Origin of the sequence: Ensifer oleiphilus (assembly GCF_013371465.1) — a bacterium.
Lineage (GTDB): Bacteria > Pseudomonadota > Alphaproteobacteria > Rhizobiales > Rhizobiaceae > Ensifer > Ensifer oleiphilus.
Genome location: NZ_JABWDU010000009.1, coordinates 101,041 through 124,934 on the forward strand (window position 1 = coordinate 101,041; position 23,894 = coordinate 124,934).

The window sequence follows — 23,894 nt, forward strand, 5'->3', positions numbered from 1 at the left end:
AATGAATTGTTGCCGAAAACAGGTCGTTACTTGATCGCCCCCAGCAGCAGGCCGGAGCGCATGAGCCGGCTGAGAAGCCCGGCCATGACCATCATCGGAATGATCGCCACCAGGGCAGCTGCGGAAATTGCCCACCACTCGTCGCCGCGCTGGCTGTTCTGGCCGGCAACGAGGATCGGCAGCGTCTGCCATCTTGAATTCGTCAGGAACAGCGCGAAAAGGAACTCGTTCCACACGAAGGCAAGCGTGATCATGAAGGTCGCGATCAGCCCCGGCTTCGACATCGGCAGCACGATGCCGAAGAAGATGCGCCATGTGGGCACGTTGTCGACCATGGCGGCCTCTTCGACCTCGACAGGCAGCGCCTCGAAGAAGTCGCGCATCAGCCAGATAACGATCGGTAGCGAGAAGGCGATGTAGGCAAAGGTCAGGCCAATGTAGCTATCGACCAGCTTGAAGCCGAGTTTGCCCATCTCGGTGTACATCAGATAGAGCGCGAAGGCGGCCACGATCGGCGGGAACATGCGCTGGCTCACGAACCAGAAGACGATGTCGTTGTTGCCGAGTTCGGGTCCCGGCAGCCGGAAGCGGCTGGAGAGAACCGCCAGCGCCAGGGCGGCGATGAAGGCATAGATCAGCGAGATCCCCTGCCCGAAGCCGAGCGCATTGCGACCGAGCAGGAAGCCGCCGAAGGCGATGACGATGAAGATCAGCGCCGACAGCAGCCGGAAGCGGAAGGTGAAGCGCACCAGCGCATAGGCCGCCATCGCACCGATGCCCGTCGCGAGAACCGATGCCGAAAGGCCGATGATCGTCGAGGCCAGGAACGTGTTGAAGAACTGGCCCCGCTGACCGGACAGCAACTCGCGCCAGGCCGTCAGGCTCGGCTCGAAATCGACGAAGGGCAGATAGGTCGGGCCGCCGACCACCGCGATCGGTGTCTTGAACGATGTGATCAGGACCCAATAGAGCGGAAAGAACGTGATGGCGAGCCAGACAAGGCAGCCGCCAAGCGCGATCCAGCGCCGCTTTCCCTTGAGAGTGCGCACGCTCATTTGTGCTTCTCCAGATACGGTTTGAGGATGGCGAGATAGACGAGGCCGATCACCGTGATGACGATCAGGAACAGGAACGACAGCGCCGAGGTGTAGCCGAGATTGAACTTCTTGAAGCCCTCCTGGTAGGCAAAGAGCGTCAGCGTCTCGGTCGAGATCCCAGGTCCGCCTCCCGTCATCACGAACACGGTATCGATAATCTTGTAGCTTTCGATCAGCCGGATGAAGACGACGGCGACGGAGATGGGCAACAGCATCGGAAAGGTGATGTCGCGGAACTGTTGCCAGGGCGTCGCATTCTCCAGAGCCGCGGCCTCGTAGACATCATCGGGCAGTGTCTGCAACCCGGCCAGCAGCATCAGGATGACAAACGGCGTCCATTGCCAGACCTCGACGGCGATGATCGAGCCGAGCGCCCAGCTCGTCTGCGTCAGGAACGGCAGATTGGGGAAACCGAGGGCGCTCATCAATTCGTTGAGCGGGCCCATCGTCGGGTTGAGCACCTGGCGGGCGATCAGCGCCACGGCGACGGGAGCAACCAGCATCGGCAGGAGAAAGCTGACGCGAAAGATGCCCTCGCCCGGCACCCGGGAATTGAGCGCAAGCGCGACGGAAAGGCCGATCACATATTGCAGGCCGACGGAGATGAAGGCGATCAGCGTCGTCGTTCCGGCCACGTGCCAGAACCGGGGGTTCTGCAGGAGATCCGCATAATTGCCGAAGCCGACGAAACGCGCCGGCATTGGCGGCACGAGGCGCATGCTCATGAAGCTCGTGGTCAGCGAATAGACCAACGGAAAGATGGAGATCACCAGAACGATGATCAGGGCCGGCCAGATGAAAAAGTGTTTGATCGGGTCGTTGCGCGTCGTCATGCGGCCGCCCCTTGCGCAAGGAGAGCTTCGATCTCGCCAAGCGTCGGCATTGCAGGGGCCGTGCCGCGGCGGGTGACCGAAATCCCGGCCGTCGCGCAGCCGAAGCGCGCCGCATCCACCGGCGCCAGCCCCCGTGCCAAGGCTGCTGAAAACCCGCCGACGAAAGCATCGCCCGCACCGGTCGTGTCGATCACCGGACCGCTTGCCATCGCCGGGACGAAAACGGACTGGCTCTGATTGTGGAGAAGAACGCCTCTTTCACCGAGCGTGATCAGTGCCGACCTTGCGCCCTTCCTCAGAAGGGCGTCACCCGCCCGCCGCGCATCGTCAGCCGTGGCAAGAGCAAATCCGACCAGTGCCGCCGCTTCGGTCTCGTTCGGCACGATGTAGTCGCAAAGCGGATAGATCGCATCCGGGAAGGGTTCTGCCGGCGCCGGATTGAAAACGGTCACCACGCCTGCCGCATGTGCAATTTCCAGCGCTCGCTGGGCGGCGGCCGCAGGCTGCTCCAGTTGCGTGACGAAGATGCGCGATGCTTCGATTGTATCCCGCGCCGCCTCGACATCGTCGATTCCGATCGAGCCGGCGGCACCGGGATAGACGATGATGGCGTTCTCGCCATTCTGATCGTTGACGTAGATGAAGGCGGCGCCGGTCGGCAAGTCGTCCATCTGGACGATTTTCGGGGTCACGCCCGCCTCGGCATAGGTGCGAAGCGCCATGTCGCCGAAGGTGTCGCGTCCGATTTTCGAGATGAAGGACACCGGACTACCGGCACGTGCGGCTGCAACCGCCTGGTTCGATCCCTTGCCGCCTGGGCCGACCGAGAAGCCGCTGCCGGTAATCGTTTCGCCGACAACCGGCATGCGCCGCGCCAGATAGGCCGTATCGGCAACAAAGATCCCGAGGATCGAAACACCAACCTTCATTCCTGCCTCCCCTGGTCACGCCGCTGCCAAAGGCGAAGCGGCGATCCAAGATAAATTTCACGCGTTCAAGATGTTATGACGCCCAGCTCTGAGAGCCGATGCGCAGGCTAACGTTTGTCAGCTAGGCATTTTCAGGCGGAATGACGCCCTTGGTGAAAAGGAAGCAGCCATAAAAGCGCGTTTCACCGGTGGTAATGACGCAATAGGCCTTCTTGGCTTCTTCATAGAAGGCGAAGCGTTCAATGCCGTACATCGGCGCGGGCTTGCCCTCGGCACGATCGATTTCGGCCTGGACTTCCTGCTGCACGCCAGGAATTTCCGTCGGCGCACCCATGATCTCCATGCGGCCTGCCGATGGCTGCAGCGGCGTGTCGAGCGGAAGCACCGACAGAACCGCCTTCACGGCGCGCGCTGCAGAGACATTGTCGATCCGCAAAAGTTTGCCGAGTGTGGTCTGCCTGGCAATCGCATCGGACGGGAAATTGGTATCGGAAATGACCAGCGTGTCGCCGTGCCCCATGGAGCGAAGCGCGTGCAAAACATCGGCGTTGAGTGCCGGGTCCAGATTCTTCAGCATAGACAACCCTCCTCCAGACGCCGGCTCGCATGCTTTCGAGTGGCGCGAAACTCGGTGACGCGCTGTCGGCGCCACCTTCTCCCAAATAGATCTTGCAACGTTGCAGTCGCTGCATTCCCGGGCCGGCTCCCCCCGCCCCGGGATCTGGATTCCTTACTCCCCGTAAGGGATCCAGATGTTCTTCACGTCCGTCGCGCGACGCAGATAGGCTTGCCCTTCGGCTGCGAAGCGATCGAACCAATCGGTCGCCTTGCCATAGTCGACGAAGGTCCGCTTCAAATTGCCAGCCGAGAGCTTCTCGACGACGGTCGAAAGCTCCTGCGTGCCGAAGGCCCAGAGCGCATCGACGTCGTTGTGGCTTGCCAGTGTCTTCGCCAGTTCCATCGCCGAACCGGTGACGATGTTGACGACACCTGCCGGAACGTCGGACGTTTCGAGGATCGAATAGAAGTCGGTGGCTGCCAGCGGATGCTGTTCGCTCGGTACCGCGACGACGCGGTTGCCGGTGGCAATCAACGGCGCCACCAGGCTGATGAAGCCGAGCAGCGGCGCTTCCGTCGGGCAGATGACGCCGACGACGCCGATCGCTTCAGGCATCGCGAGTGCGACGCCCCGCAACGGCGGCTGATGGACCACGCCCTCGTACTTGTCAGCCCAAGCGCCGTAGCTGAAGAGCCTGGATATCGACGCCTCGACCTCGGCCTTCGCACCGGCTGCCGATACGCCGGTCATCGCGGAAATGCGGTTGGCAAACTCATCGGCCCGGCCGCTGAGATTTTCGGCGATGTAGTAGAGGATCTGCGCCCGATTGTGCGATGTCGCCGACGCCCATCCGGAAGCCGCATGCGCAGCAACCACGGCGTTTCGGATATCCTTGCGGTTGCCCTCTCCGACTTCACCGATGACCTTGCCCTTGGGCGAAAGCACGGGACGCGAATAGTTGCCGTCAGGGCGCGCTTGCTTGCCGCCGATGAAAAGCTTCGCCGTGCGATCGAGCGACGGAGCCGAGAAATCGCCGGTGGCCTGCTTCAAGACCGGTTCTCCTGGCGCTGCGCGCAGCTTGCGACCCGCCCACGCCTTGGGCTTCAGATACTCGTAGCAGCCTTCGCGGCCGCCCTCGCGGCCGAAGCCGGATTCGCGCTTGCCGCCGAAACCAGCCGCAGCATCGAACAGATTGGTGGCGTTCACCCAGACGACGCCCGCTGCGAGCTTGGCAGCGACGTTGAGCGCCAGACCGATCGTCTCGCTCCACACACTTGCCGCAAGACCGTAGCGGGAATGGTTGGCGAGCTGGATAGCCTCTTCCGGGGTACGGAAGGTCATCGACACGGCGACGGGACCAAAGATCTCCTCGGTCGCGACAATCGATGTCGGCTGCACATTGGTGAGCAAGGTCGGCGGGTAGAAGCTTCCGCCCTTGGGCAGCTCGATGTCAGGCTGGTGGAGCTTGGCGCCTTCGGCCACGCCCTTGGCGACCAGGCTCTCGATGCGCTGCAATTGAACCGGCGCGACGATCGCCGCCATGTCGATTGCTTTGTCGAGCGGATGGCCAACGCGCAGGCTCTGCATGCGCCGCGTCAGGCGTTCGTAGAAGAGAGGTGCAACACCTTCCTGCACCAGCAGCCGCGAGCCGGCGCAGCAGACCTGGCCCTGGTTGAACCAGATCGCATCGACCACGCCTTCAACGGCGCCATCGATGTCGGCGTCGTCAAAGACGATGAACGGCGACTTGCCGCCGAGTTCGAGCGTCAGCGACTTGCCGGTGCCAGCCGTCTTCTCGCGGATCAGGCGGCCGACTTCGGTCGAACCGGTAAAGGCGATCTTGTCGATATCCGCGTGCTCGACAATCAATGCTCCGGTTTCGCCCTCGCCGGTCACGACATTGAGCACACCCGCCGGCAGGCCGGCGGCAGCGGCGAGCTCTGCAAACAGCAGCGCCGTCAGCGGCGTGAACTCGGCCGGCTTGAGGATGACGGTGTTGCCCAGCGCCAGGGCCGGAGCGACCTTCCACGCGAGCATCAGGAACGGGAAATTCCAGGGGATGACCTGACCGACGACGCCGACCGGCACCTGATCGGCAAACTCGGTCTCCTGCAGCTGCGCCCAGCCGGCATGATGGTAGAAGTGACGGGCAGCGAGTGGAATGTCGATATCGCGCGTCTCGCGGACCGGCTTGCCATTGTCGATCGCTTCGACCACCGCGATCAGCCGCGCATGGCGCTGGATCATGCGGGCAAGAGCATAGAGGTGGCGGGCACGGGCATGGCCCGGCAGTTTGGCCCAGGGACCTTGCGCTTTGCGTGCGGCGGCGACCGCGTCATCCACGTCCTTGGCATTGCCGAGGGCGAGCTTCGCCAGCAGCGCGCCGGTTGCAGGCTCATGGCTCTCGAAGGTCTTGCCGGAGGATGGCGCAACAAATGCACCGTTGATGAAGTGGCCGAACTCGCCGTTGTGGCGCGCCAGCCATTGGCGGGCCTCGGTATCGGCTTCCGGTGCGGGACCATAGGACATTTCGTCAAAATACCTTGCGACGGTCATCGGGATCATCCAATCGGGTGTCGGTTGAGGGCCGAGTAGGCGCCGGTCACGTGATGCTCGAGTTGGCGCTCGATGTCGCCGAGCAGACTCGATGCACCGATGCGGAACAGATCCGGCTCCAGCCATTCGCGACCGAGTTCGTCCTTCATTAGGAACTGGTAGTTGAGGATATCCTTGGCGGCCGAAATGCCGCCGGCCGGCTTGTAACCGACCTTGATGCCGGTGCGCTCCTGATAGGCCCGGATCATGCGCAGCATCACCAGCGTCACCAAGAGGGTGGCGTTGACGCCTTCCTTGCCGGTGGAGGTCTTGATGAAGTCGGCGCCCGCCATCATGCAGACGAGCGAGGCGCGGGCAACATTGCGCAGCGTCTTCAGGTCGCCGGTCGCCAGGATCGCCTTGACATGCGCATCGCCGCAGGCGGCACGGAAATCGCGCATCTCGTCATAGAGTGCCTGCCAGTTGCCTGTCAGCACATGCTCGCGGGTGATGACGATGTCGATTTCCTTGGCGCCATCGGCAACCGAAGCCTCGATCTCGCGCAGCTTGACGTCGTGCGGGATGAGACCGGCGGGAAAGCCGGTGGAGACGGCGGCAACCGGTATGCCTGAACCTTCGAGCGCCTCGACAGCGGTCGAAACGAAACGGTGATAGACGCAGACGGCGCCGGTGGTGATACCACGATTGCCCATGCCAAGCGCTTCGAGAATGTCCTGGCGCACCGGCTGGCGCGCCTTGGCGCAGAGCCGCTTGACGCGTTCCGCCGTGTCGTCGCCATTGAGCGTCGTCAGATCGATGCAGGTCACGGCCTTCAAAAGCCATGCGGCCTGAGCGTCCTTTTTCACCGTCCGGCGGCCCGGCAGCGTCGCCACGCGCCGCTCGGCGGCTGACAGATTGATGCGCTGGTCGACCACCCAACCGAGATCGAGCTCCGTGCCGTCGTTGCGCGGCCAGTTGTGGCTCGAGGCCACGGGCGGCACGCTTTTCACGGCCACATTCTTCACAGCAAGGTCTTCCAAGCGATTGCTCCTCGAACTCCCTGACATCGCAGCACGATACCATGGCTGTTATCCATGGCGGCGGCGATTCTCTTTTTGTTATTTTTCTATCGTATTTTTGTTAGCATTCCATCAGATGTGGAAAGTGTCAAGCGCCACGATCGCGTTTCGATGGAATCCTGTCATTTTCTCGGCGAAGCGTCAGACCGCCGGAAAGAGCGTGTCGCCGTCCTCGGTGATCACCGAGCGAAAGACGTTCATCGGCGCAAAGAAAGCGGGCTTCAGCTTGCCGATCTTGCTCAGGTCGACAACGAGATGGCTTTCGCGCGCCAGCGAGATCACCTTCTGCTTCACCGCCACCTCGTGAAAATGCACGCAGGTTGCACCACGTCCGGGGTCTACGCCTGCAGCTGAAAGAAAGGCGACATTGATCCCAAGTGAATCGAGCGTTTCGAGCCCGGAATTTCCCGAAAACGACGCTGATGCCGGATGATAGACACCGCCGAGCATGACGATGCGGACATTGGGCTTCCGCGTCAGCCTGTCCGCGACGTTCAACGAGTAACATACTGCAGTAATTGAATAATTTTCTGGAATGAGATCGACAAGATATTCAAGGGTCGTCCCGCAATCGATAAAGATGGTTTCGTCCGGACGGATGTGCTGGGCAGCATGAATACAGGCTTCGCGCTTTGCGGCTGCATGGCTGTCGGCCTCCCGCGCCAACTCATACGGCATATCGCCATCCATCTCGCCCGCCGGTACGATATGGCCGCCCAAGAAGGTGAATTGCCCCGGATTATCGGCGACGTCGCGCCGAACGGTCATCTCGGAGACCCCGAGCAAGGCTGCGGCGTCGCGCAGATGAAGAACGCGACGGCCCGAGAGCGCGTCGGCGAGTTGAATGATGCGGGATGTCTTGCGGCTGGCCATGATCGTTCCGTATGTCCGGTCGTCCGAACCAGTGCATCGCAGCTGAAGTGGTCGAACAATATTTGTGACAATTATCACAAAGAGTCGTTATTAGGCAAGTAACTTCACACGGGTCAGCGAACGCAAACGACGGAGACCGCATCGCAAGCCTCCGTCGTCCAAATCTTCACATTGAGAACGCCAAGGGCGGCAGATCCATTCCCGGCCGCCGCTTTTCGTTCGGCTATTTGCCGATCGGTGCCGTCCTTGCTGCCAGCCAGGCATCCGTCGCCGGATCGAGCAGCCCTTCCATGGTCCTGGCAACGCGCCAATGATAGGCGTCGATCCACTGCCGCTCGGCTTCGCTCATGAGCTTGATATCTGCGAGCCGCAGATCGATCGGCACCAGCGTCAGGCTGCGAAAGCTCATGAAGCCGTCGCCATCGTCGATGACTTCCACCTGGTTCTCGATGCGGATGCCATATTCCCCGGCCTTATAGTAGCCAGGCTCGATGGTCGTTACCATGCCTGGCCGCAATTCGATTTCGTTGACGCGTCGGTCGAAGCGCTGCGGCTGCTCGTGCACCGACAGGAAGTGACCGACACCGTGACCGGTGCCGTGATCGTAGTCGAGGCCGAGATCCCAGAGCGGACGGCGTGCGAAAGCGTCGAGCTGATGGCCGTAGGTCCCCTTCGGAAATTTGAGCGAAACCATGGAGATCAGCCCCTTGAGGACGGCCGTATAGGCGCGGCGGATCTCATCGCAGACTGGCCCGATCGCTGTCGTGCGTGTCGCATCCGTGGTGCCGGTATAATACTGCCCGCCGGAATCGAGCAGATAGACGCCATGCGAGGTGATCGGTGCATCGCTCTTGGCGGTGGCTGCATAATGACACATGGCAGCGTTGCCGGCAGCCGCCGAGATCGTGCGGAAGCTCGGCTCGACGAAGGTCTGCTCCATCTGGCGGAAGTCGAGGATGCGATCCTCCGCTTCCAGTTCGGTCACCGGACGCCCGCCCTCCTCGCGCTCTGCGGCATTGGCCTCCAGCCATGCGAAGAACCTGATCCACGCGGCGCCATCATGGCGATGGCAGTCGCGAAAGCCGGAGAGTTCGACAGGGTTCTTCAGCATCTTGGCAAGCGTGATCGGGCTGCGCGAGAGGCGCACGCTGCCGCCGGCCTCGCGCGTCGCGTGGGCGACTGCCGATGGTGCGAAGCCGGGATCGATGAGCGCCACCCGCCCGGCGGTCGCGGTGCGGACCCGAGCGAGCAACAGATCGGGCTCGGACATTGCCACCCCATCGAGTTCGAAGTCTGAGAGATCATTCGGCAGCTTACGGTGATCGACCAGCCATTCGACCTGGCCATCCCTGTCGGCGATCATGAAGGATTGTGGCATCGGGTTGAAAGCGACGTCGCGGCCGCGAACATTCAGGAACCAGGCGATGTTGTCGGGCTGCGCCTCGATCAGGACGTCGGCGCCCTGCTCCGCCAGCATCTGGCCGATGCGGCGTTTCTTGTCGGCGACGCTTTCGCCTGCATAGTCGCGCGACAGGGCAATGACATTGCCGAGCGGCTTCTCGGGCTGGTCCGACCAGATCGCATCGACGAGATCATCGGTCACGGCAATCCATTCGGCGCCGGCGGCCGCAACGGACTGGCCGCAGTCGCTGTCCCAGGTCGATGGCAGCAGCAAGGAGTTGAAACCGACGCGTTCGCCCTTGCGCAGGTTCTTCCGCAGCCAGTCCTTCAAGGGGGCATCGTAAAAATGCTCGATGGCGAGGCTGTCGACATCGATCTCCTGCCGAACCTGCACCTGATAGCGGCCATCGACGAAGATGGCTGCGCGGTCGCGCATGACGATCGCAACGCCTGCCGATCCGTTGAAGCCGGTGACGAAGGCGAGCCTGTTGTCATGCGGCGCGCAATATTCGCCCTGATGTTCGTCGAACCGTGGGATAACGTAGCCGTCCAGTCCCTGCTCGTCGAGTTTCCGGCGCAGGGCCTCTATCCGGCTGGAGGTATCCGGCCCGTCTTTCGATGTCATGTGGTCTTTCCCTATTGAATAATAGTTTTCACGCGCCGGCGATCGTTTCGGCGAAGTGACAGGCAGTCATGCCGGGTCCGACCGGCCGCAGCGTCGGTTTCTCCTGTCGGCATAGCGCGGTGGCGTGCGGGCAACGGACGTGGAAAGGGCAACCTGGAGGAATGTCGAGCGGGCTCGGCAACTCGCCGGAGAGCGCCGGCGCCCGGCGTCGCGCCGTCGGATCGAGCGAAGGGGCTGCCGCCAGCAACGCCTGCGAGTAGGGGTGCATCGGCTTGGAGAAGAGCGCCTCTGAGGGAGCGATCTCGACGATAGCACCGAGATAAATCACGGCAACACGATGGGAGACGTGGCGCACCAGCCTGAGGTCATGGGCAACGAACAGCACCATCAGTCCAAGGTTGTCCTGCAACTCCAGCAGCAGATTGACGACCTGCGCCTGGACGGAAACGTCGAGTGCCGAAACCAGTTCGTCGGCAACAAGGCAGGTTGGCTCCAGCGAAAGCGCCCGCGCGATGCCGATGCGCTGGCGTTGCCCACCGGAAAATTCGTGCGGATACTTGTCGGCGGCGCCGTCAGGCAACCGCACCAGATCGAGCAGTTCATCGACGCGACGGTCGACGCCCGCACCCTCGCGCATATGGTGGACAGTGATCGCTTCCCGTAGCGTGTCGCGCACCGTCATGCGCGGATTGAGTGAGGTGTAGGGATCCTGGAACATCATCTGGACGCGCTTGTTGTAGCCGCGTCGTTTGGCGCCCTTGAGATCGATGACGCTCTCGCCTTCAAAGCGGATATCGCCCGATGTCGGCCGGTTGAGACCGGCGATGCAGCGCGCGAGCGTCGACTTGCCGCAACCGGACTCGCCGACGATCCCCAGGGTTTCTGCCGGCATCACGTCGAGATCGACACCGTTCAGGGCCGAGACGACCTGTCGCGGACGGCCGGCAAGCATGTCCGATAAGGACCGGCGCTTCTCGAACCGCATGTGGAGATCGTGGATGGAAAGCAGCGGCGTCGCCGCCTGATGGCTTGATCGGCTCATTGCGCAGCCTCCCGTGCGCTGAAATGAATGAGGGCTTCCTCGCGGTGATGGCAGGCGACCTGACGCTGTCTTCCGGTGGTTTCGAGGCTCGGCCGAACATCGCGGCATTCCGGCCCGGCCACAGGACAGCGCGCCGTAAATGCACAGCCGGCCGGCAAGGCGTTGAGTGACGGCGGCGCACCGGGGATGGAATAGAGCGGCGTGCGCGGCGCGACGTCGCGCGGGATCGAACGCAGAAGTCCGAGCGAATAGGGATGCCGGGCATCTGCGATGACATCAGCCGTCAGGCCGGTCTCGCAGAGCCGGCCGCCATACATCACCGCCACACGGTCGCAGGTCTCCGCCACCACGCCCATGTCGTGGGTGACGAGGATCACGGCCATGCCGAGATCGCGACTGAGCGCCTGGATGAGCCGCAAGATCTGGTCCTGGATGGTCACGTCAAGCGCCGTCGTCGGCTCATCGGCCAAAAGCAATTGCGGGTTGGAGGCAAGGGCAATCGCGATCATCACCCGCTGCCGCATGCCGCCGGAAAATTCGTGCGGATAGTCGCCAAGCCGATTGCGTGCTGCGGGAATGCCGACCATGTCGAGCAGTTCGATCGCGCGGGCTTTGCGCTCCTTCGAATTCAGATCGGTATGAGCGGCCAGGTTCTCCGAGATCTGCAAACCGACGGTCAACAATGGGTTCAACGACGACATCGGCTCCTGAAAGATCATCGCGATTTCACGCCCGCGCACCCGCCGCAAGGCCGCCTCGTCGAGCGGCACCAGGTCCCTGCCCTTCCAGAGGATTTCACCCCACACGCGACCGCGCGGCCGGACAATGCCGAGGATCGAGCGCAAAGTAATGCTCTTGCCCGACCCGGATTCGCCGACAAGCCCGAGGATCTCGCCTGCCTTCACCTGAAACGATACATCGTCGACGGCGACCAGCGGGCACTCGGCGAGGCCAAACTCCGTGCGCAGGCCCCGGACGTCCAGAACCGTTTCTTTCTCAATCTGGTGCATGTCAGCGCCCTTTCGGTCGGAGCAGATCGGCAAGGGCGTCGCCGACGAGGCTGAAGCCGAGGCCGGTGAGCACGATAGCGATGCCCGGCATCAGGCTCATCCACCAGGCGGTCAGCAGGAAGTTGCGGCCTTCAGCGATGAGGACACCCCATTCGGCAGCCGGAGGCTGGGCGCCGAGGCCGAGATAGCCGAGCGACGAACCAAGCAGGATGGCGAGCGCCATATCCGTCATCCAATAGACGATGATCGGCGAGGTCGCGTTGGGAAGCAGATGTCGGAAGATGATGCGCCGGTCGGAGTAACCGAGGACCCGGCCGGCAGCGGCATAGTCGTTGGCCTTCTGCGCCATGATCTCGGCCCGAGTCAGACGGGCATAATAGACCCAGTTCACCGCCGTGATCGCCACATACATGTTGACGAGGCCCGGCCCGAGCACGGCGACGATGGCGATGACCAGGACGAGGAAGGGAAAGGTGATGATCGCATCGACACAGCGGCCGAAAATGGTGTCGGCGATGCCGCCATAGTAACCGACCAATGCGCCGACCGTGACCCCGATCAGCAATGCGAAGATCGTCGCGAAGAACGCCATCTGCATGTCGACGCGATAGGCCCAGATGACGCGCGAGAGCACGTCACGTCCGAAATTGTCGGTGCCGAAGGGATGGACGAGGCTTGGCCCCTGCTGGATCGCGCTGAGGTCGAAGGCGAGCGGATCGTAGGGCGCGAGCACCTGCGGGAACAGTGCCAGTGCGATCGACAGCGCCAGGATCGCAAAACCGATAACGAAAGATGGCCGCGAGAAGGCCCGGCCAAGGAAGGCGCCAATACGGCCGGCCTTGCGCGTGGAGGATTGCACGACGATGCTCATGACTGACGAAGCCTCGGATCGAGCCAGGATTGCACGATATCCGTCAGCAGGAAGACGACGGAGACGAGCACAGCGAAGGTGAGAGTCAGCCCCTGGATCAGCGGGTAATCCCTGGCGAAGATCGCCTCCAGCATCAGCCGGCCGACGCCCGGCACCGCAAAGACCGTCTCGGTGACCAGCGTTCCGCTCATCAGGTTGCCGATGGAAAGGCCAAGCAGCGTCACGGTCGAAACCAGCGCGTTGCGCAGGACATGCCTCGTCATGACGATACGCCGCGAAAGCCCCTTGGCGCGTGCGAACTGCACGTAGTCGGCATCGAGAACCTCGATCAGCGAGGCCCTGAGATTGCGAAGGATAATGGCCGAGGTGTAGAGCGCGACGCTGAGCGCCGGCAGCATCAGATGATGAAGATTGTCGAGAAAGCTCGTCCCGTAGCCGCCGACGGGAAACCAGCGCATTTGGGCGGCCAGCACCGTCAAGAGCACCAGACCGATGTAAAAGACCGGCATCGACAGTCCGACCTGGAAGACGCTGCGGATCGTGACGTCGACGGCACTGTTGACCCGCGCGGCTGCAAGAAACGCCAGCGGACCGGCAAGGCAGATGGCCAACAGCACGGAATAGAGCGCGAGGAAGATCGTGGTCGGCAGGCGGTCGAGGATGATCTCGGTGACCGGTGCCTTCAGCATGATCGAACGGCCGAGATCTCCAGTCAGCGTGTTCTTGACGAAAACCAGAAACTGGATCGGCAGCGGCTGGTCGAGACCGAGATTGTGGCGGATCTGCTCAAGTTGGGCGTCGGTGGCCTTAGCCTCGGCCATGGCAATCGCAGGGTCGCCGGGCAGCAGGCGGACAAGCAGGAAGATGAAGATCATGACCAGAAGAAAGGTCGGGATGATCTGCAGCAACCGCGCCAGAAGATAGGATAGGGAAGGCATGGATTGAACCTTGTGTGCGATGCCGGGCAGCGCTTGCCACCCGACCTCGTGAATTCAGGCTGTGGTCACTTGGCCCGCCAGGCCTCGGAGAAATCGTTCGCACCGAGCGGCGTCTGCACATAGCCCTCGATCGACTTCGAGACAGCGACGGCAAAGGGCGTTTCGAACAGGAAGAGCAGCGGCGCGCCTTCGGCGTAGATCTCCTGCATCTTCTTGTATTCGTCCTTGCGCTTGGCCGGATCGACCTCGACATTTGAGGCTTCGAACAGGGTGTTGAACTCTGCGTTGTTCCACCCCGTGCCCACGGCCTGGCGCTGCTTGTAGTAGCCGAGCCAGCCGGTCACCTGCGCCGGGTCGTTGACATCGTTTGCCCAACCATAGGTGTGGATGTCGAAGTCGCCGGAGCGGTTCTTTTCGCCGCGCGTGGGGTTGTCGACCTGCTCGACCTTGAGGTTGACGCCGAGCGGCGACCACATCTGCTGGAGGGCCGTGAACAGGGTCGCGTCGTCGGCGCTGCCGGCAAGCGTCGTGAACGTCACTTCGAAGCCGCCGCCGAGGCCGGCTTCGTCAAGCAATTGCTTGGCCTTTTCCGGGTTGTAGGGGTAGAGCGGCTCAGGCCCATAATGCAGTTGGGTGGCCGCCGACATCAGCGACGTCATCGGCTTGCCGGTGTCGAAGGTGACGAGCTTGATCAGCATGCTCTTGTCAGTGGCATAGTTCAGCGCCTGACGTACCTTGACGTCGGCAAGCGGGTTCTTGGCGCCGTCCTTGCGGGTCTCGCGTGTATTGATCGGCGCATAGACGATGCGGGTCGAGGGGAAGAGTTCCATCTTCAGCGCCGGATCGGCACCGAGCTCACCCACACGGGCGGAGGGAATGAATTCCGCCGCGTCGACTTCGCCGGCCTGAAGCTTGAGAATGCGGGTGGCATCGTCGGGGATGATGACAAAATCGACTTGATCCAGGTAGGGCAGCGGCTTGCCGTCTGCGCCTGGGCGCCAGTAGTTGGGATTGCGCTCGAACGTCATGCTCGAGCCCTGCATGCGGCTCTTCATCGTGAAGGGACCTGACGTCACCGGACCGGCCTCAAAGAAGGCGCGTGCCTTTTCCTGGTCGTTGGCGCCGGCCGCCTTCTCGAAAGCCGCCTTGGGCATGATGCCGGTGTTGAAGGTTGCCAGAATCGAGACGATTGTCGGGTCCGGGTTCTTGAGCGTCAGCGTCACCTGGTTGCCGTCGGCCGAGACCTTGTCGACGGCGCCAAGCAGGCCGGCCCATGGGCCAAGTTCGGGATTGCGGGCCCGATCGAGCGAGAACACCACATCGGCGCCGGTGAGGGCAGAGCCGTCGGAGAACTTCAGGCCGTCGCGCAACTTGAGCTTGATCGAAAGCCCGTCGGCCGCAACGTCATAACCTTCCGCCAGCCCCGGGACGATCGAACCGTCAGGGCCGTTGCGCAGCAGCGTTTCATAGAGACCGGTGACCATCCAAAGATCGGGATTGCGATCGGCATAAACAGGGTCGATGACGGTGGAATCGTCGTAGCGGGCAAAGGTCATCGCACCGCCACGCTCCATAGCGAGCGCCGACGTGGCGGCAGCCAGTCCAAGCGCTGCGCCCAGCAAGATTGGCAACAAACGTTTCATCTCTCACTCCTCCTGTTTGATCGACCGGCGAGCGCCGGCGCGACGCCTATCGCTGATTGGATATTGGATCCTATTTTTCCGGACGTTTTTCTTTGCGTCTGGATTGCAGCGCGGGCATTGTTGTTGTTCCCCTTTTAAAAGCGGTCGGCGGCGGGATTGATCCGCTTGCATAACCGACTTTAGCTGGACTAAAGTACAACGACAGACGCGAGTCAAGCGGAAAGAAAATCATGCCTCTCGATACCGACGAGGCGCCAGTGACAGATGCCGGCGCCCCCCTCACCGACATGCCTGCGGCCGCAACCATCGGCCAGATGCTGCGGGCCCGCCGCAAGGAAATCGGCAAGACGATGAAGCAGGTCGCGCGCGAAGCCGGCCTGACCGAGGGCTTCATCAGCCAGATCGAAAGAGGCATTTCCACCCCCTCACTGATCTCGCTCTATAACGTCGCCAATGCGCTCGGCACCAGCGTCGATACCTTCCTGTCGCAACCGCCGCAGCACGCCCACTCCATGGTGTCGCATGCCGGCGAACGCCGCGGCTACAATGTCGAGACGAAGGAACGTGTCTATGAGCTGCTCGAACGCGGTTTCCCAGGCGCGCAGCTCAACGGCTGCATCACCCATATGCCGGTCGGCTACGCGTCCGAGCTGACCAGCCACGAAGGCGAGGACTTTCTCTATCTGATCGAGGGCGAAATGCTCTACGAGATCGACGGCAAGGAATACGTGCTGAAGGCAGGCGATACCTTGCACTTCCCCTCATCCCTGCCGCACCGCGCCCGCAACATTGGCGCAGGGCCGGCCCGTGAACTCTGGGTCGGCACCACGCGCATCATTGCCGAGTAACAGGCTTCTGACGGCCTATTGCTTCCGCGGCCAGGTGTCGGCGAGCCGGTAGCCCGACGGCCAAGGGTCGGCCGGATCGAGCATCACCTGATGCGTGCCGGTGACCCAGGCGCGCCCGGAGATTTCCGGGATGATGGCCGGGTGCCCGCCAACCGTCGTTTCGCCGACGATGCGGCAATCGAAGGTCGAATCGATGATCGAGTGGCCGACGAAACGCTGCCCCACCTTCATCTGCCCGCGCGCGTGCAGCACTGCCATGCGCGCCGAGCAGCCGGTCCCGGTCGGCGAGCGGTCGAGCTTGGCCGGCTGAATCACCACCGTATTGCGGCCATGAAGGACACCCTCGCGCTCCTCGACCGGCAGCGTCAGCTGGCAGAACGAGATATGCGCCCATTCCGGGTTTTCCGGATGCGTGAAGCCGAGCTGCTCGTTGGCCGCACGGGTGATCTTGATGCCGGTCTCGGCGAGTTCACGCGCTTCGTCCGGAGTGACGGCAAAGCCAAGCGTGCGCGCGTCGGTGATGACGAAGCTGTCGCCGCCATAGGCAGTGTCGACCGTCAGCGTGCCGAGCCCTTCCACTTCGAGCTTGGCATCGAGCTTGCCGGCAAAGGATGGGACGTTTGTGACGGTGATGCGCTCCGCCTTGCCATTGCGGCAGGTGGCGACCACATCGACCAATCCACCGGGCGCCTCCAGCACCATCCGCGTCTCCGGCTCCTGCATCGGCACGATGCCGCTGTCGAGCAGCACGGTCGAAACGCAGATCGAGTTGGAACCGGACATCGGCGGCGTGTCCTCCGGCTCCATGATGATGAAGCCCATGGTCGCGCGCGGGTCCTTCGGCGGGACCAGCAGGTTGATATGGCGGAACACGCCGCCCCGCGGCTCGTTGAGCACGAAGTTGCGCAAGGTCTGATCCTCGGCGATGAAACGCCGCTGCTCCCAGAGTGTCTTGCCGGGCGGCGGCGCCACGCCGCCGACGATGACATCGCCAACTTCGCCTTCCGCATGGCAGGAAACAATATGAATGACCTTGCTGCTTCGCATTTTCGCCTCCACGCGATGCATGCGGACCGTATCCACATGCCCTGCCTTGATATCTATACATCGACACGCGGGAGAAGGGCTCTCTCACGGCGACCGAAGAGCCGCCACCGCCGACGCGTCAACAGTCATAGAAATATTGGATCCAATATACAATGTGAAATATACGAAATTTTTGCGCAGGCCCCGGCCTCTGTTGCCCGGCCGTGGGAATGGACCTATGACCGGAAGGACGGCAGGCTCCGCACTGCCATAGCCAGAGACACAAGCCACCGGGAACTGGACGCGATGAAACTCGATGCCGTTGATATCAGGCAAGCTGCTTCCGCCGCCGATATCGTTTACGAGGCATTGCGCAAGGCGATCATCGAGGGCGCGCTTGCAGAAGGCGAGAACCTGCGGCAGGACCAGATCGCCCAGATGTTCAACACCAGCCGTATCCCGGTGCGTGAAGCGCTTTCGCGCCTTGAGCAACACGGCTTGATCACGACGCAGCGCTACAAGGGCGCCGTCGTCGCCGGTCTTTCCATCGAGGAGATCGAGGAGATCTTCGAGTTTCGCGCCCTTCTCGAAGCCGAGGTCATCCGGCTCGCGGTTCCCAATCTGGATCGAAAGACGCTCGACCTTGCCCGCAGGCACTGCGACGACTTTGGTAAAGAATCCGATTCGGCAAAGTGGGGCGAAACCAACCGCAACTTCCACTACAGCCTCTATGAAGCCGCACGCCGGCCCTACTATCTGCAAATCGTGCGTGCCTCGCTGGATCGCATCGATCGTTATCTGCGCGCTCAGCTGACGCTGACGGACGGCATGAAGCGTGCAGCGCGCGAGCACGAGGCGATCTTCGACGCCTGCGCCAAAGGGGATGCCGATATGGCCTCCTCCCTGACACGGGATCACATCCTCGATGCCGGCCGCTCGCTCGTCGTTTTCCTGAGAGATCAGAGGGGTTAAGCGCCTCTTCGCCGGCCATCGACAGCCATGATACGCATGGCGCACTCTGATGCTGATCGTCGTTCAACTCTTGGGCGTCCAAGGTTGACAATGCGTCCCGAACCTTGAAAAAGTGAAGCCCTATCGAGACCGGTTGCGTTGGGAGGACTTGATGTCTGTGCGCGCGTTTTTCGGCCTTTCCACTCTCCTTGTTTCTGTTTTGGCCACCGGAAGTCCGGCCTTTTCGGCCGAGACCGGCCGGCAGGTCGAGATCACGCAAGACGCCGATTATTTCGGGTTCGATCTTCGAACCGAGCAGAATGTTTCCCTGGACCAGTGCGAGACCGCCTGCATTGCGGATCAATCCTGCCGTGCGTTCACCTACAATCCCAAGGTGAAATGGTGTTTCCTGAAATCCGACTTCAACCAGCTGAACGATTTTCCAGGCGCCATCGCCGGCAAGGTCGTCCAGGCACAGGCGGTTCAAGCGGACCTCGGCGCCCCGCCGCGGCTATCCTTCCTGTCTGATCAGATCCTGCAGGATGCGCGCGACGCCAAGGCAAATCTTTCCCTTGCCGAAGACCAGCAGGGCTTTGGCGTCAACGGCCTGATCGAATCGGCGCGAGCTCTGGCGTCGTCGGGCACGATCGACGCTGCGTTGAAAGCATTCCAGGGCGCGCTTGCCATCACCCCCGATGACAGTGAACTGTGGCTGGAGACGGCACGCACGGCAAACCGAATTACCGGCAATACCGAGGTCGCAACGCAGGCGGCGCTTGCAGCTATCAACGGCTACGAGCTGACCCGCACGGCAGAAAGCCGCGCCCATGCGCTGGCCGTTCTCGCCAAGGCGCTGGAAAATGCCGAGAATTTCCGCGGATCGCTCAATGCCTACAAGGCCAGCCTCGAACTCGTGCAATCGAAAACGGTCGAGACGGCCTATCTCGACCTGAAAGAGCGCAAGCGCTTCCGCGTCATCGAAAACACTGTCGACGCCGACAGCGCCACGCCGCGCGCCTGCGTGCAATTCTCCGAGCAACTGCTGAAGAGCGGCGCCGACTATGCGTCCTTCGTCACCGTGGATGGTGCCGCCGCGAAGGCGGTGGAAGCCAAGGGCGACCAGATCTGCGTCGAGGGGCTGTCGCACGGCCAGCGCTACAAGCTGACGCTACGCACCGGCCTGCCCTCGTCGGTCGATGAGGTGCTGGAAGCGCCGGTCACGCTCGAGGTCTACGTCAAGGATCGCGGCCAGGTCGTGCGCTTTACCGGCGACAGCTTCGTGCTGCCGTCGACGGCGCGACGCGGCATTCCGATCGTTTCGGTCAACATCGACAACGCCAAGCTCAAGCTCTATCGCATCGGCGACCGCAGCCTGGCGCAGGTGTTGCAGAATTCGCAGTTCCTGACACAGATCGACGGCTACAGCGCCCAGCGCATCCAGGACGAAAGCGGCGAACTGGTCTGGGAAGGATCGATCGCCATCGACAGCGTGCTCAACAAGGAAGTGGTTACCAGCTTCCCGGTCGATGAAGCCTTGCCGAAGCGCAAGGCCGGCGTCTACGTGCTGACGGCTGCGTCCGAAACCGGTCTCAGCCAAGACTGGGATGCGCGCGCTACGCAGTGGTTCGTCGTTTCCGATATCGGCGTGTCGACCTATGCCGGCACCGACGGCCTCAACGTCTTTGCCCGGTCGCTCGCAACCGCCAAGCCGATCGAAGGCGTCGAGTTGCAGCTTGTCGCCAAGAACAACGAGATCCTCGGCACGGCAACGACCGACGGAGACGGTCGCGCCACCTTTACCGCCGGCCTCATTCGCGGCGCGGCCGCGCTGACGCCTGCGGTGATCACCGCAAAGAACGGTGAAGACGATTTCGTCTTCCTCGACATGACCCGAGCCGGCTTCGACCTTTCGGATCGAGGCGTTACGGGTCGTGCGGCTCCCGGCGCAATCGACATTCTTGCCTGGACCGAACGCGGGATCTACCGCGTCGGCGAAACGGTGCATGCCGCAGCGCTCGCCCGCGACGTCAATGGCGAGGCGATCGAGAACCTGCCCCTCACCTTCGTCTTCCTGCGCCCCGATGGCGTCGAATATCGGCGGATGATCAGCAACGGCGGCAAGCTCGGTGGCCATACGCTCGACCTCGATGTTCAGGAAAACGCCATGCGTGGCACCTGGACGATGCAGATCTTCACCGACCCCAAGGCTTCGCCGATCGGAGAAAAGCAGTTCCTTGTCGACGATTTCGTGCCGGATCGCACCGAGTTCGACCTGACGAGCGAAGCAAAAGAGATCGCCATCGGCGAACCGGTGCAGGTCGCAGTAGATGGACGCTATCTCTATGGCGCACCGGCCGCCGGGCTGACGCTTGAAGGTGAAGTTGTTCTGAAGCCCACGCGCGAAAATGCTGCCTTCAAGGGCTATTTCTTCGGCCTTGCCGACGAAGAGGCGAGCGAGGATACGCGCCTGCCGCTCGAAGAGCTCGTGCCCCTTGATGACGAGGGCAAATCGACGTTCGACGTCGTGCTCGCCGAAGTGCCGTCGACGACACAACTCATCAACGCCAATGTCACGGTGCGCATGCGCGAGGCCGGCGGCCGTGCCGTCGAGCGCTCCCTGACGCTGCCGGTAAGGCCGGAAGGTCCTGTCATCGGCATCAAGCCGGAATTCTCGGGCGACCTGCAGGAAAACTCGGTCGGAAAATTCCGCGTGATTGCCATCGATGCGGACGGCGGCAAGGCCGCCATGCCCGGCGCGCTCTGGAAGCTCGTCAGCGTCGAGCGCAATTATCAATGGTACCGCGACGGAACCGCCTGGAAGTATGAGCCTGTTGTTTCCACCAAGCAGGTGGCGAACGGCACGATCGATGTGACCGCCGACGGCAGCGAGATCTCGGTACCGGTCGGCTGGGGGCGCTACCGTCTCGAAGTTGAGACTTCCGCCCTCGATGGACCGACGTCGAGCGTCGAGTTCGACGCCGGCTGGTACGTCGCCTCGACATCGACCGAGACGCCCGATGGCCTCGAAATCGCCCTCGACAAGGAAAACTACGCCGTCGGCGAGACCGCCAAGCTCAAGGTTTCTCCGCGTTTTGCCGGCGAGTTGCTCGTGACGGTGGGAACGGAAGGCCTGGTGACGACGAAGAGTGCGACGATTGCCGCCGAAGGCGGCGAGGTCGATCTGCCCGTCACTGCCGAGTGGGGCGCCGGCGCCTACGTCACCGCGACCCTTTACCGCCCCGGCGACGCGCAGGAAAGCCGCATGCCGATGCGTGCCATCGGCATCAAGTGGCTGACAGTCGACCCGGCCGAGCGCAAGCTTGCCGTCACCCTGGACGCGCCCGAAAAGACCGAACCGCGCAAGCCGCTCGATATCAGTCTGCAGGTCGCAGGCGCGGGCGCCGACGAGGAAGCCTATGTCACGATCGCCGCGGTCGACGTCGGTATCTTGAACCTGACCCGCTACGAGGCGCCGGATCCGGCCGCCTGGTATTTCGGCCAGCGCCAGCTCGGCCTTGAAATGCGCGATCTCTACGGCCGGCTGATCGACGGCTCGCTTGGCGCGACCGGCAAGCTGCGCACCGGCGGCGACGGCGGCCAGGTGGCGCTGCAGGGAAGCCCCCCGACCGAAAAGCTCGTGGCCTTCTTCGAAGGCCCGGTGAAGCTGGACGCGGACGGCAAGGCGACCGTCAGCTTCGACATCCCGCAATTCAACGGCACGGCACGCATCATGAGCGTCGCCTGGACGAAATCCGGCGTTGGCAACGCCGTGCGCGACGTCGTGATCCGTGATCCTGTTGTGGTGACCGCCAGCCTGCCCCGGTTCCTGGCGCCGGGAGATCGCGCCGAGCTGCGGCTCGATATCGCCAACACCGATGCGCCTGCCGGCGACTATCAGGTCCAGCTGACCACCAACGGACCGGTGACAGTCGAACAGGCCGGCCCGAGCGAGACGGTGCGCCTCGATGCCGGCGGGAAGTCGGTCCTGACGCTGCCGCTCGTCGGCCAGCACCCGGGCGACGGGCTCGTTACAGTCCAGCTCACCGGCGCCTCAGGGCTTTCTCTCGAACAGGTGCTCAACATTCCGGTGCGCCCGGCCACCCTGCCGGTCACGCAGCGGCAGGTGGTCAACCTTGCCGCGGGAAGCAGCCTGACGATCGACGGCCAGTTGCTGGCCGATAGTGTGCTGCAGGGCGCCTCGGTGTCGCTGAGCGTCACCCGGTCGGCCGCCTTCGATATCCCAGCCATCCTGATGTCGCTCGACCGCTACCCCTATGGCTGCGCCGAGCAGACCACCAGCCGGGCGCTGCCGCTGCTCTACATGAGCGAACTGGCGATGCGGTCCGGCCTTCCCGATGATGCCGAAGTAACGAAGCGGGTGCAGGAAGCGATCTATCGCGTCCTCTCGTACCAGTCGTCATCAGGCAGCTTTGGCCTGTGGGGCCCAGGCTATGGCGACCTCTGGCTCGACGCCTATGTCACCGATTTCCTGACGCGTGCGCGCGAACAGAAGTACGACGTGCCTGAAGCGGCGATGGTGCAGGCACTGGAAAACCTCCAGAACGGCCTCGGCTACGACACCAATGTTAGGGATCGTGGCAACGAGATCGCCTATTCGCTCTATGTGCTGGCGCGCAATCGCAAGGCCGCGGTCAACGACATCCGCTATTACGCCAACACGCTGATCAACGACTTCCCGACGCCGCTCTCCAAGGCGCATGTGGCGGCCGCACTAGCACTCTATGGCGATGCCCAGCGGTCGCAGGAGATCTTCGCGGCGTCCGCCAACATGTCGACGGGGCTTGTCAATGTCAGCCTGGCGCGATCCGACTATGGTTCTTCGCTGCGTGACGACGCGGCCGTGCTCGCGCTCGCTGCCGAAAGCCGCCCCGTTCCGCCGATAATTCCGGAACTGTCGAAGATCGTGGCGCGGCAATGGGACCAGAAGAAATATACAAGCACCCAGGAACAGGCCTGGATGCTGCTGGCCGCACGCGCCGTGCAGGGCGGCGACGAGGACATGGTGCTCGACGTCAACGGCGCCTCGAAGAACGGCGCTTACGCCGCGCGCATCACCGGCGACGCCCTGCTGTCGCACCCGGTGGTGATCAAGAACGAAGGGGCGGATGCCGTCTCTGCGGTCGTGACGACAGTTGCGGCCCCGGCACAACCGTTGTCCGCCGGGGGCGACGGCTTTGCCATCGAGCGCACCTACTACACACTTGACGGTGCCGAGGCCAATGTCAGCCAGGCAAGGCAGAACGAGCGTTATGTCGTGGTGCTGAAAGTGACGGAAACCAATGACTGGCCGTCGCGCGTGCTCGTGTCGGATCTGCTGCCGGCGGGCTTCCAGATCGACAATCCGAGCCTGGTCGACAGCGCCCAGCTTACCAACTTCGAATGGCTCGGCGAGATCAGCGCGACGCACACCGAGTTCCGCAACGATCGCTTCGTCGCTGCCTTCGACCGCGGCACAGGAGACAGTCGCGAGTTGACGCTCGCCTATGTCGTGCGCGCTGTGAACCCTGGTGTTTACGACCATCCTGCCGCAAGCGTCGAAGACATGTACAGGCCGCAGTTTTCGGCCCGCACCGCGACAGGGCGCATGGAGGTGCTTGCAGCACAATAGGCCTG

General features: G+C 62.7%; 17 protein-coding genes. 3 read left to right on the top strand and 14 right to left on the bottom strand.

All coding sequences use genetic code 11. The features are described 5' to 3' along the window. Positions 1–26: 26 nt before the first annotated feature. The 13 genes from HT585_RS26460 to HT585_RS26520 form a co-directional block, all read right to left on the bottom strand. Positions 27–1,055, bottom strand: a complete 1,029-nt coding sequence (locus HT585_RS26460; RefSeq protein WP_176355781.1) for a carbohydrate ABC transporter permease — start codon at positions 1,053–1,055, stop codon at positions 27–29. After that, a complete protein-coding gene (locus tag HT585_RS26465) occupies positions 1,052–1,930 on the bottom strand; it encodes a carbohydrate ABC transporter permease (RefSeq protein WP_176355782.1) in 879 nt (292 codons plus the stop codon). The genes HT585_RS26460 and HT585_RS26465 overlap by 4 nt, the downstream gene beginning before the upstream one ends. Continuing rightward, a complete protein-coding gene (gene rbsK, locus HT585_RS26470; RefSeq protein ID WP_176355783.1) occupies positions 1,927–2,859 on the bottom strand; it encodes a ribokinase in 933 nt (310 codons plus the stop codon). The genes HT585_RS26465 and rbsK overlap by 4 nt, the downstream gene beginning before the upstream one ends. A gap of 121 nt (positions 2,860–2,980) precedes the next feature. After that, a complete protein-coding gene (locus tag HT585_RS26475) occupies positions 2,981–3,436 on the bottom strand; it encodes an RbsD/FucU family protein (protein ID WP_176355784.1) in 456 nt (151 codons plus the stop codon). Positions 3,437–3,589: 153 nt separating this feature from the next. Continuing rightward, entirely contained in the window at positions 3,590–5,974 is a 2,385-nt protein-coding gene (locus HT585_RS26480; protein ID WP_176355785.1) for an aldehyde dehydrogenase family protein, read from the bottom strand. Positions 5,975–5,979: 5 nt separating this feature from the next. Beyond that, on the bottom strand, positions 5,980–6,993 hold the full coding sequence (gene deoC / locus HT585_RS26485; protein WP_176355786.1) for a deoxyribose-phosphate aldolase: 1,014 nt from the start codon (positions 6,991–6,993) through the stop codon (positions 5,980–5,982). Positions 6,994–7,173: 180 nt separating this feature from the next. Further along, a complete protein-coding gene (locus HT585_RS26490; protein WP_176355787.1) occupies positions 7,174–7,905 on the bottom strand; it encodes a DeoR family transcriptional regulator in 732 nt (243 codons plus the stop codon). A 223-nt stretch (positions 7,906–8,128) separates the two neighbouring features. After that, entirely contained in the window at positions 8,129–9,931 is a 1,803-nt protein-coding gene (locus tag HT585_RS26495) for an aminopeptidase P family protein (protein ID WP_176355788.1), read from the bottom strand. 28 nt (positions 9,932–9,959) lie between these two features. After that, entirely contained in the window at positions 9,960–10,973 is a 1,014-nt protein-coding gene (locus tag HT585_RS26500; RefSeq protein WP_176355789.1) for an ABC transporter ATP-binding protein, read from the bottom strand. Continuing rightward, positions 10,970–11,983, bottom strand: a complete 1,014-nt coding sequence (locus tag HT585_RS26505) for an ABC transporter ATP-binding protein (RefSeq protein WP_176355790.1) — start codon at positions 11,981–11,983, stop codon at positions 10,970–10,972. Before HT585_RS26505 ends, HT585_RS26500 begins: the two co-directional genes overlap by 4 nt. Before the next feature lies 1 nt (position 11,984). Beyond that, positions 11,985–12,854, bottom strand: coding sequence for an ABC transporter permease (locus tag HT585_RS26510; RefSeq protein ID WP_176355791.1), 870 nt, complete (start codon positions 12,852–12,854; stop codon positions 11,985–11,987). Beyond that, entirely contained in the window at positions 12,851–13,792 is a 942-nt protein-coding gene (locus HT585_RS26515) for an ABC transporter permease (RefSeq protein ID WP_176355792.1), read from the bottom strand. Before HT585_RS26515 ends, HT585_RS26510 begins: the two co-directional genes overlap by 4 nt. Positions 13,793–13,857: 65 nt before the next feature. Then, positions 13,858–15,435 carry an ABC transporter substrate-binding protein gene (locus HT585_RS26520; protein WP_176355793.1) on the bottom strand — a complete coding sequence of 526 codons (1,578 nt, stop codon included), beginning with the start codon at positions 15,433–15,435 and terminating at the stop codon, positions 13,858–13,860. A 230-nt stretch (positions 15,436–15,665) separates the two neighbouring features. On the opposite strand from HT585_RS26520, the gene HT585_RS26525 reads away from it, so the two are divergent. Next, positions 15,666–16,283 (top strand): helix-turn-helix domain-containing protein, encoded by a 618-nt coding sequence (locus tag HT585_RS26525; RefSeq protein ID WP_176355794.1) that lies wholly within the window; start codon positions 15,666–15,668, stop codon positions 16,281–16,283. A gap of 15 nt (positions 16,284–16,298) precedes the next feature. Here HT585_RS26525 and HT585_RS26530 read toward each other — a convergent pair whose 3' ends face one another. Beyond that, positions 16,299–17,330, bottom strand: coding sequence for a trans-3-hydroxy-L-proline dehydratase (locus HT585_RS26530; protein WP_176355795.1), 1,032 nt, complete (start codon positions 17,328–17,330; stop codon positions 16,299–16,301). Between the two features lie 285 nt (positions 17,331–17,615). On the opposite strand from HT585_RS26530, the gene HT585_RS26535 reads away from it, so the two are divergent. Beyond that, on the top strand, positions 17,616–18,281 hold the full coding sequence (locus tag HT585_RS26535; protein ID WP_176355796.1) for a GntR family transcriptional regulator: 666 nt from the start codon (positions 17,616–17,618) through the stop codon (positions 18,279–18,281). A gap of 151 nt (positions 18,282–18,432) precedes the next feature. After that, positions 18,433–23,889, top strand: a complete 5,457-nt coding sequence (locus tag HT585_RS26540) for an alpha-2-macroglobulin family protein (protein WP_210270571.1) — start codon at positions 18,433–18,435, stop codon at positions 23,887–23,889. Positions 23,890–23,894: the final 5 nt, after the last annotated feature.